This is a genomic window from Corynebacterium mendelii (assembly GCF_017307055.1).
GTDB lineage: Bacteria > Actinomycetota > Actinomycetes > Mycobacteriales > Mycobacteriaceae > Corynebacterium > Corynebacterium mendelii.
Genome location: NZ_JAFLEQ010000018.1, coordinates 1 through 10,540, shown reverse-complemented (window position 1 = coordinate 10,540; position 10,540 = coordinate 1). Strand labels below are relative to the sequence as shown.

Here is a 10,540-nt window from a genome sequence, read left to right as displayed (position 1 = left end):
GCCAGTTTTTTCACTGGCTTAAGATGTACTCCGCCACCGACAATCCGCATGATCACGTCAGCGCCTTCGTCTCTGGCAAGCTGAAGAGCCTTGATGGCGTTTCTCAGCCCCTGGGCTCTGCCGACCGTGCCCGCGTACAGCACCCGGAGCGGCCCATCACCGCGAACCGGATACACATTGCAGTTTGGCACACCTCCGTTTGCTCTGTTCCTGACCGCAACGACATTGCGGCAGCCTTTTGTTTTCTCAAGTTCTGCAAGAGTTTTTGTGGTTGTGATTACAGCATCGGCGTGTTTGAGCACCCAATCGAGAACGCTGCCGCATGTGCCAAGGAAGCGGTGGAATAAATAAAGCTTCACCCGCCTGCCAAGTTTTGGTTCCCCCTGTGTTGGATCGCGCCACTGGTCCATGTAGTCAAGGATTTCGGGCCAGGCATCCCGTAATTCAACGGCAAACGGCAGCCGATTTGTCTTTGCGAGAGCAAATGCCACGACCGCAGAGGGCAGCGCCGGGACCGTGCATGCAATGACATCTATCGGGATACCTTGTTTTCTGGCTTTCCGAATAGCTTTCCGCGCAGTAAAAAACTCGGAAACCATGATCACAGCCTGATCTTTGACCCGGCTGACAATCGACTTGTCGTGTTCAATGAACCGCGCGCGGTAGACCGTAATTCCTCTGTCATCGGTTGTTATGCTGCCGGCCTGGTATTCCGGAGCATGTGAAATCAGCTTCCCACCGGGATAGTGGGGCGGCGGGGCAACAACACTCAAACCGTGTCCGGCGGAAACAATGTCACCACCGATCCAACGCCAACGACGCTGGACAACACCCTGTTCGGGTTCCCAGTACTGGGTGATAAGCAGAACATGCATACCTGCTGCACCTATCCGGTGGGATTATTCAGCCCACAGGCATCAACGAGACCACGACCTGCAAGCTGGTGCAGAGGCAGAGACATGAATTCTCGGTGGGCGACAGCGAGACAGATGACACCGTCGTGTGCCAGGGCATCGTCGAGATCACGTAGCTCAACGGCAGGAAGATCCCGCAACCGGGGTGGAAGGGCGCTTAAATTAGGATCGACGACGAGGATGTGGTCTACAGCAGTGCTACGAGCTAAAGCCTCGACAATTGTCACAGCGGGGGCTTCACGCACATCATCGACATCGGGTTTAAATGTCAGCCCCAACACGATGACTGTTGCCGTGCGGTGTTTGTCCAGTTCATCGAGGATGCGTTCTGTTACCCAGAACGGTTTCGAGTCGTTGACCTCGCGGGCGGTTTTTATCAGCCGGGAATTGCTTTCGTCGGCTGCAACAATAAACCAGGGATCCACGGCAATGCAGTGGCCACCGACTCCGACACCGGGCTTGAGGATATTGACGCGGGGATGCATATTGGCCAGGCGGATCAGTTCCCACACATTTGTTCCCAGGCCGTCACAGATCATCGACAACTCATTGGCGAACGCGATATTAACGTCACGAAAGGAATTTTCCGCCAATTTGCACAGCTCGGCGGTGGTGGCATCCGTCTGATAAATCTTGCCGGAGCAAAAACGGGAATACACTCCCATGGCTTTATCCGTGGCCTCGGGGGTTAATCCGCCGATAATACGGTTGTTTTCCCGGATTTCCTGCATAATTTTGCCTGGCAGAACACGCTCCGGAACATGGGCGAAAAGCACAGGCTTCGCGCTGCCCCCATCTAGATCGGGTCGACCGGCACGGATGCGTTCGCTGACCGATTGAACGGTTCCCGGAGGGATTGTGGATTCAATGATCACCAATTCACCGCCGGAAAGCTCCGGCATAATGGCGTCGACTGCAGCATTGACAGCAGTCAGGTCGGGGCTGTGGTCCGCCAGAGCAGGGGTGGGAACGGCGATAATGTAGATATCAGATGAGTCGACTTCGCCAGAGACAGACAACCGCCCACTGTCCACGGCTGTTTCAAGCATGGTTTGAAGATTCGGCTCATGAAAGGGTAGTTTTTTGGTTTTGACAGCGTCCACCGTACGGGGAGAGATGTCGACACCATGGACAGTGAAGCCGCTGTTGACGAGGACAACCGCTGTCGGCAGACCAATGTAGCCCAATCCGACCACGGTGATCGTCTCCTCGGCCGGTGATTGTGTTTCACTCATGCGGTCCTCTTGTCGAACATGGTGCGGATTGCCTCAATGCTGCGCACCGCAGCATCACCGGTACCGTAGGGGTGTGCGGCGTGAGCCATTGACGCGTATGCGCCGGGATCCGTTGCAAGCCGTGTGAAAGCCTCAACGATTGCATCGGTGTCAGTGCCTACCAGTGTTACGCAACCGGCATCAACGGCTTCCTGCCGTTCGGTGAATTTTCTCATGCACAGCACCGGGGTACCGAAAGCGGGGGATTCCTCCTGGACCCCACCGGAGTCACTGAGCACGATACGGGCAGCCTTTTGGGCAGCCAAGAATTCCGGGTACCCGAGAAAACCGGTGAGAACCACGGTTTTGTGCCGGTCGATGAGAGCTTCGAATGATCGTCTGAGATCTTCATTGCCGTGGACCGGAAGAAGAATCCGCCACTCGGGAAACTCGGCTGCGATATGGTCTAGGGCTTGAGCCACCTGAGGTAGTTGCGCCCAGTTCTCCCGGCGGTGGCAGGTGACCAGAAGAAAAGGACTGGCTGATTCAACAACTTCTTCAGCCCGCGGATCCTCGAAATGGACCGGGGTGTTTTCCAGCATGCTCAGTGCGTCAATGACCGTATTCCCGGTAACCGCAACCCGGCTTTCGGGAACCTTTTCCGCCAGCAGGCGGGTACGGGCCAGCTGGGTGGGGGCCAAATGCAAATCCGCCAGCTGGGTGACCAAGCGTCTGTTGGCTTCTTCCGGGAACGGATTACGCAGTTTATCTGTCCGCAGGCCGGCTTCGACATGGATGACCGGGAGACCGGTGTAAAAAGCCGCTTGCGCCCCGATGACAGTGGTGGCTGTATCACCCTGAACAACAACTGCATCCAGATCAAGTTTCCGGAGTGTGCTGCCGAGACTGCTGAACAGTTTCGCCGACAGATCTGTCAGATGCTGGTTTTTCTGGAAAACTGACAGGTGATAATCCGGTGTGAAACCGAAAGTGTTGTGGATAACATCCAGCATTTCACGGTGCTGACCAGTGCAGATCGTCACGGTCGAAAAGTCCGGGTCATCCTGCAGCTGTCTGATGATGGGCCACAGTTTGATGAATTCCGGGCGGGTGCCGTAGACGATGCCGAGGCGTTTTTTGACCATGGTCGACGGCCTCCTTCCGGAAATTGGGCTGGGCTGGGTGTCATGGGCGCGGAAGGTCCCTGATGGGCTTTTAGTTTACACGTATGCCCTTACATGTTTCTTTTAAGCAGTCCCTAATTTGTGGCTGCACTTTTGCGCTGTGTAACAAGAGCAAAGGCAGCTGCCAGGCAGGCGGTTGCTGTTGTAGCGGCGATGACGTAAACGATCATTCCCACCTGGTCCGGCCAACCCCACGGATCCGGTGAACCGGTGATGGAACGTGCGGCCCACAAGCCGGTCACTGTACCTGCGACAGCACCCAAAACCGCTGATGGTGCCGCCAGGAAGAGGGTCTCACCGGCAGTGATCGAATTGAGCCCGGTTGCTGTAACCCCGAGACTGGAGAGCAGGCGCCTGTCGCGTGCACGTTCCCGGACCGATAAGAAAACAGTGTTGAAGATACCGGTAGCCGCAATGATCAAAGCAACAAGTGTCATAAGTATTGCCATCGTGACCAACCGGTCGGCGGATTGTGCGACCTGGTTCCGGGCACTAAAACGTTCGCTGACGGATATCCGCTGTTCACTGTTGGCGGCAAGCGTGGTCACAGCATCAACCGTGGGATTGCTGGCATCACTGGTCGCCGACAGATCCGTGGCGATCAAAGCAACGGGGGTGGGCACAGGAGGGGCAGCCGCGGCCGGAATATTGTTGCGTTCCAACTGGCCTGCCCGCGCCCGGTCGAAAAGCTCTGGGGAGACAAGATCGACAGTCACCGGCTGCCAGACAACAGACACGTTAAGTTTCTGGTGCTCGAAGAAAGTGACTTCTGCGGTTGAGTCATCTTTGAGGTATTGGCGCAGTGGGGAAGCCAGGCCGAGAACAAGTTGACCGGGTTGTGGCCCCACCCCTTGGCCACCACGGATGAAGCGTGCGGTTTCCTCCTCCGGCAATGCCAGCGCGTTGGTTTGCAGGCCATCGGGTCCGGTAATGGTGGCTACCGGTGGTGCCACCACCCCAGTGACCCCGGGAGCAGTCCGCAGACGATCGATGAACTCGCCGGACAGCGGTTCATCCACACCACTGACCGTAATGTCTGTATCACCCTTGACTTCAGCAGAAGCCCGCAAATGATCGCAGACAACTTCCTGTCCGTAGACAACAGCGGAAATGAGTGCCGCCCCGGCAAAGACAATTGCCGCCAGTGCAGCAGAACGCTGAATCTGTCTGCCCACAAATGAAGCCGACAGATGCAATCCAACAAAGGGGGTACGAGCGAAAAGTCTCCCGCATGCTGACACAATCACCGGCACAAGAACGGCAGCCACGACGCACAATCCGAAAACCAGAACGACAGCAGCACCGACAACAGCCGCTACACCGCGGGAACCATGGAAATCACCTGCCGCTGTGGTCAACCACAATCCGGTTGCCGTCACCAGACCACCTGCAGCCAGCATGGCACCACCAACCAACGTTGATGTTCCTCCGGCTTCGTGCGCTGCCAGTGAATCAACAATGGGCTGCCGGGCGGCCATGACCGCGGGAACAACTGCTGCGGCACAGGTAACGGCTGCAGCCGCAACCGCCACAACGACTAATACGTCAGACGGTATCGCAGAAAGTGTCAGTGGCACATCCACACCCAGTGCCGAGGCGTGTCTGACAGCTGTCCCCGACAACCAGATGCCGACCGGCATACCGATCAGTGCACCGAGTCCGGCAAGAACGATTGCCTCACACACAACAGCCGACACCAGCTGCGGGGCAGAAGCACCGACCGAACGCAACAGTGCGAACTCCCGTCGTCTGGAACCGGTGACGACCGAAAAAGCGGAGAAAATGACCAGTAGGGCAGTGGCCGCAACCACCAGGACAAACACAGCCAACAAAACGAAATACCTGTCACGTTTCGACAGATAGCGGTCGGCCAACGAGGTGGAACGCTCGGAACCGGTGATAACCGTGGAGGCCAGTGAAGGATCAATACTTTCTGCAATGGAACGTGCAACATCTTGGGCGGAGGAGCTGCTGTCCACGGCAATTCTGATTTCACCCGAGTAGCCACCGGTATCCCACCGGGCCAGAACCCCCGGGACTGCGGCGACAACTTCCGTACCGGAGAACTGCTCCACACCGGACGGTTGAATATGCCCGACGACCGTCACCGGATCATCGTCTTCCATGCCGGGAGCTTTGACCTTCACCTGTGAACCCACCGGTTCATCCCCAGTGGTTGCGACCTCACCGGGGGCAGCCGGGAGCCGGCCTTTGGTTATGTCTCGCCACTGCAGGGGGCCGTCGGTAATCGATTGGGCGATAACCGGGCGGTACGCCGAACCGCCATTGGAAAGATATGCCGGTGTTGTTCTGTCGAATACCGCCGACAAGACACCTGGGACTGTGGTTACGGTTCCCACAGGATCAGGAAATTGCTCCGGAGTGCCGCGTACCCCGACAACCACACTGTCGTCCGGATACGTCACCGCAAACACATCGGATACTGATTGTTTGAGTGACTGGGTGATGGCGGCTGTAGCTACAGTTAGCGCAACCGCCGCGACAATGGCAAACAGAAGAGAAAGGTATCGCACTCCGCGGTGGCGGAGTTGTCCAAATGCAAGACGGATCACAGTGTGTCCCCCACTATGCGGCCATCTCTCACATTGATGAGAAAGTCCCCGCGCCGGGCTGCCTCGGGATCGTGGGTTACCACGGCAAGAGTCTGTCCGAATCCGTCGGTCACTTCGCGAAACAGATCGAGAACAGCAGCTGTGGTTGAACTGTCCAGATTTCCGGTCGGCTCATCGGCAAAGATAATGTCAGGTCGCGGAAGTAATGCCCTGGCAACAGCCACCCGTTGGCGCTGACCACCCGACAGCTGGTGAGGCAGATGCTTCAGCCTTCCCGCAATTCCCAACCGACCAGTCACTTCATCGAACCAGTCGCGCCCGATCTTTGTGTGGGCCAAACGCATGGGAAGCTTGATATTGTCTGCGACGCTGAGAACCGGAACCAGGTTGAATTCCTGGAAAATAACACCGATCCGGTTGCGCCTGAGTTTTGCACGGGCACCTTCGGATTGTTCGCTCAGTACTGTTGTTGAACCAGAACCGTGCAGCGCCACTCGCCCTGAATCAGGAACAGACAGCCCTGCCAAACAATGCAGAAGCGTTGTTTTCCCTGAACCCGACGGCCCCATCAGCGTTGTCCACCGACCCTTTGGCAAAGTCAGCGACACATCATCCAGAGCTTTTACAGCGGCATCGCCGCTGCCGAAAACCTTGGTGAGGTGTTGGGCGGTCATCACCGGTTCATGAGTGGTTTCCACGGACAAGGAATCTCCCAGCGTCTTCGACGAAAGTCGGGGTGCATGCCGGATGGAAAACCCGACGGAAACGTGCACCACGGCTTGCATGGCAATCAACCTGAACCTTACCGGTTGGTCGATCGGCGCTTTCGCCGTCCAGGCGTTGGGCCAGCCTTAAGACCGGCATCAACGGGACAAAGCCGGTCGATACCGCGGTGGCACTGAGCGACACCGACAGGTTGATTCAGAGTCGATATCCCCAAAAGTGCTCTCTTTCCAGGGGATTGGTGAGTTACACCTCTGCGACGACAGCTGCCAGGCGTCCGGCGACCTTATGGGCGGTGTCTTTGTCCGCTGCCTCAACCATGACACGGAACAATTCTTCTGTGCCGGAGGGGCGCAGGAGTACACGCCCGGTAGCGCCGAGTTCCGCTTCGGCTTTTGTCATGGCTTCCTTCACTGATTCCGATGACATGATTATCGACTTGTCGCGAACCGGCACATTGATGAGAATTTGCGGCAGGACAGTCATGGCTTTGGCGAGCTCTGCGATGGGTTTCCCGGTTTCGGCCATCCGGTTCATCAACATCAGACCTGTCAGCACTCCGTCGCCTGTGGTTCCGTGGTCGGAGATGATGATGTGCCCGGATTGCTCCCCACCCAGTGAGTATCCGCCGGCATTCATGTCGGCCAGCACGTATCTGTCTCCGACGGTCGTAGTACGTAGCGTGATACCTGCTTCCTCCATGGCGAGTTTCAACCCGAGATTGCTCATGACGGTGGCAACAAGAGTGTTCTTGCGCAGTTCACCGTTTGCTTTCATCCCCAGGGCAAGGATCGCCATGATCTGGTCGCCGTCGACTTCGTTGCCGTTGGCATCCACGGCAAGACACCGGTCAGCATCCCCGTCATGTGCCAGGCCGATATCGGCTCCATGCTCAACAACAGCAGCTTTGACCTGTTCTATGTGTGTGGATCCGCAACCTTCGTTGATGTTGTAGGCGTTGGGCTCATTGTGGATGGCTATAACTTCTGCGCCGGCCTGCTCGTAGGCGCGGGGTGCCACATCATATGCGGCGCCATTGGCGCAGTCCACCACAACTTTGATGCCTTTCAAACTTTGCGGGACAGCTCTTTGCAGATGGGCGAGATAACGCTCTTCAGCATCGTGGGCTTCTTCAATGACACGACCAATACCGTGGCCGGTGGGGCCGGTCGGTGGCAGAGTGTTCATGGCTGCCTCGATCTGGTCTTCGACCTCGTCGGGGAGTTTGCGTCCACCGGCCGAAAAGAACTTGATGCCGTTGTCGGGCATGGGATTGTGTGATGCAGAAATCACAACACCCATATCTGCGCCATAGTCGTCGGTCAAAAAAGCCACTCCCGGTGTCGGAATGACACCGACGCGAAGCACATCCACGCCCTTGCTGGCCATACCTGCAGCCAAAGCTGCGGCAAGCATCTCGCCGGATACACGCGGATCCCTTCCAATAACTGCGGTCGGCCGCCTCTTCGCTGTACCTTTGCCACCTGTCAAAACATGTGCGGCTGCGGCTCCCAGTGAGAGCGCCAGAGGAGCAGTTAGGGTTTTGTTTGCTTTTCCACGTACGCCATCGGTTCCGAATAAACGAGTCATGGAACCAATTATGCCAACCCCGGCCACCGGGGTTGATCCGCGGGCGATCAGCCGGATTGCTACTCAACCGAACAACGGTGTCGTTTCCGGTAGTTGTCGTTGAAAATCCTTGACATGAAACAATGGGGAGGAGAGCCTCCGAGTTCCTCCCTAGCCCCCATCCAGAAGGTTTCCGATGTTGATTACCCGCCACCGAATTGCTGTAGCCCTCAAACGTGTTCGCAGCGAAGGCCCTCCGGTAGTCAAAGAAATAATCGCACGGTTCGTGGCCGAAAGAGAGCAACCGCGGGCTCTCCGTAGAGCACTCAGGCCCCGGCGTTTCCGTCGCACCACCCGGGCCGGTGAATTCAAAGGCAAAGCTATGGTATCCCACCTCCTTCCATGGCGGCCGATCGTGAACCCGGCGCAGCAAAGGGACGTGCGTGTCGGGGTTATTCTCGACAGTTTCTCGGAACAGGCTTTTGCCCCAGAGTGGCACCAGGTTCTTCTCAAGCCCGGACAGTGGCGCGACCAGTTGGATGACCTTGACATGGTGTTCATCGAATCCGCGTGGCACGGCAACAATGATGCCTGGCAGTATGCTCTGACTCCGAAGCCGTGGGACAAGCTCAAAGAAATGGTGGCAGAAAGCCGCAGACGCGGGATCCCGACAGTGTTCTGGAACAAGGAAGACCCGGTACACTTCGAGGACTTCATCCAGACGGCAGCCTTGTTCGACCACGTATTCACCACAGACGTCAATAAAGTGGATGACTACAAAAAACACCTCGGACACGACAACGTTGGGGTCCTGGGCTTTGCCGCGCAGCCGGCCATCCACAGCCCTGTACGTCCGGAGTTTGGTCACGCCACCCGCGACATTGCCTTTGCCGGCATGTATTTCGCACATAAATACCCCGAGCGCCGGGAACAAATGAAACTGCTTTTGGGTGCTGCGTCCAAAGCAAGTGCCCGCCGGGAGATGGACACCGGACTAGAAATTTTCTCTCGCTTTCTTGGTCGCGACAAGCGCTACCAGTTCCCCAAACCCTTGTCGAAGCATGTGATCGGCAGTGTCGACTACCAGAAGATGCTCTCGGCATACAGGCTTTACAAAGTGTTTTTGAACGTCAACTCGGTGGTCGATTCACCATCTATGTGTGCCCGCAGAATATTCGAGCTTCTCGCGTGCGGTACCTCGGTAGTTACGACTCCCAGTCCTGCGGTGCGCGAGTTTTTCCCGGCAGAAGAACTCACCGTCGTCGATAACCCGGAAGATGCTGAAAACGCATTGCGGGCACTGGTCAAAAGCCCGGAGCTGCGTGACAGAATGAACCATCTGGCCGCCCGGCGTATCTGGGCTGAGCACACCTACGGTCACCGTGTGGATACTGTCCTGGAAGCGGTCGGCCTCGAAGCGAAGAAGCGTCACCACCCCAAGGTCTCCGTAATTTGCTCCACGATCCGAAAACAACAGATCGACCATGTCCTCAATATGGCTGCTGCCCAAGTCAATGTTGACCTGCAGCTGTGCATTCTCGCTCACGGCTTCCCTGCCGAAGGGATCAAAGACAAAGCGGAAAAGCTGGGTCTGGACGATGTAGTTGTTCTAGAAGGTGATTCGGGGGACTCACTGGGGCATTGCCTGAACAGACTGGTCGACGCCTCGGATGGCGAGGTGATTGCCAAATGGGACGACGACGATATCTACGGGCCACACTATCTGGAAGACCAGCTCAACGCCCTGATGTTCAGTGCCGCCGATGTCGTGGGCAAGCAGGCCCATTTCACGTGGCTTGAGCAACGAGGCCTCACTGCATTGACCTCACCCGAACGCGAACACAAATTCACCCATTTTGTCGCCGGACCAACGCTTGTCTTCCCTCGTGAAACCGCACAGAAACACAGGTTTCTAGATGTATCTACCGGTGAGGACACGGCTTTTTTACGTTCGGTGGTTGCCGCCGAGGGGCGAATCTATACGGCCGACAGGTTCAACTTCATCCGTATCCGGGGAGGGGAAGGGCATACATGGCGTCGACCTGACAATGAATTCCTAGCGAATTCTAGGGTAATTTCTTTTGATGATATAACAGTACATGTAATGGTTTAGAGATAGATTAAAATCTTAAGAATACTGCCAAAATTCCTAGTTGGTCGGAAATGAAATGGCTCTATGTTCTCAATAGGTCTTAGAGCCACTGCTGCACTCCGGACTACTAATGGAGAAGCTCTACGTGCTCTAAATTACGAAGAGCCGTAAAAAGTCGGCTCTACTTAGATAAGTGTGCATAGTCATGTTGTGTCCAGGTTTGGGGTCTGGGTGGCTGCCCCAACATGTAGTGTCCCCGGCTGTAGTGCGT

The 10,540-nt window shown here is 56.5% G+C and carries 7 protein-coding genes; 1 reads left to right on the top strand and 6 read right to left on the bottom strand.

The window, feature by feature from the left end; translation table 11 throughout:
* From JZY06_RS11860 to glmM, 6 genes are all read right to left on the bottom strand, one after another.
* Nucleotides 1–875: glycosyltransferase family protein (locus tag JZY06_RS11860; RefSeq protein ID WP_207279785.1), on the bottom strand; the 875-nt coding region annotated here is incomplete at its 3' end.
* 11 nt (nt 876–886) lie between these two features.
* A complete protein-coding gene (gene wecC, locus JZY06_RS11855; protein ID WP_207279784.1) occupies nt 887–2,149 on the bottom strand; it encodes a UDP-N-acetyl-D-mannosamine dehydrogenase in 1,263 nt (420 codons plus the stop codon).
* On the bottom strand, nt 2,146–3,273 hold the full coding sequence (gene wecB, locus JZY06_RS11850; protein WP_207279783.1) for a non-hydrolyzing UDP-N-acetylglucosamine 2-epimerase: 1,128 nt from the start codon (nt 3,271–3,273) through the stop codon (nt 2,146–2,148). The genes wecC and wecB overlap by 4 nt, the downstream gene beginning before the upstream one ends.
* A gap of 113 nt (nt 3,274–3,386) precedes the next feature.
* Complete coding sequence (locus JZY06_RS11845) at nt 3,387–5,846, bottom strand: ABC transporter permease (protein WP_207279782.1); 2,460 nt, start codon at nt 5,844–5,846, stop codon at nt 3,387–3,389.
* 35 nt (nt 5,847–5,881) lie between these two features.
* Nucleotides 5,882–6,559 (bottom strand): ABC transporter ATP-binding protein, encoded by a 678-nt coding sequence (locus JZY06_RS11840; RefSeq protein ID WP_207279823.1) that lies wholly within the window; start codon nt 6,557–6,559, stop codon nt 5,882–5,884.
* Nucleotides 6,560–6,854: 295 nt separating this feature from the next.
* Nucleotides 6,855–8,198 carry a phosphoglucosamine mutase gene (gene glmM / locus JZY06_RS11835; protein WP_207279781.1) on the bottom strand — a complete coding sequence of 448 codons (1,344 nt, stop codon included), beginning with the start codon at nt 8,196–8,198 and terminating at the stop codon, nt 6,855–6,857.
* Between the two features lie 361 nt (nt 8,199–8,559).
* Between glmM and JZY06_RS11830 the strand changes: the two genes are divergently transcribed.
* The gene (locus JZY06_RS11830) at nt 8,560–10,290 is read left to right on the top strand and encodes a glycosyltransferase family protein (protein ID WP_207279780.1); all 1,731 of its coding nucleotides are present in this window, start codon (nt 8,560–8,562) and stop codon (nt 10,288–10,290) included.
* Nucleotides 10,291–10,540: the final 250 nt, after the last annotated feature.

Excerpts from the sequence above, each read along its gene's own strand:
- wecC (WP_207279784.1), bottom strand. The coding sequence starts at position 2,149 with ATGAGTGAAACACAATCACCGGCCGAGGAGACGATCACCGTGGTCGGA.
- wecB (WP_207279783.1), bottom strand. The coding sequence starts at position 3,273 with ATGGTCAAAAAACGCCTCGGCATCGTCTACGGCACCCGCCCGGAATTC.
- JZY06_RS11840 (WP_207279823.1), bottom strand. The coding sequence starts at position 6,559 with ATGACCGCCCAACACCTCACCAAGGTTTTCGGCAGCGGCGATGCCGCT.
- glmM (WP_207279781.1), bottom strand. The coding sequence starts at position 8,198 with ATGACTCGTTTATTCGGAACCGATGGCGTACGTGGAAAAGCAAACAAA.
- JZY06_RS11830 (WP_207279780.1), top strand. The coding sequence starts at position 8,560 with ATGGTATCCCACCTCCTTCCATGGCGGCCGATCGTGAACCCGGCGCAG.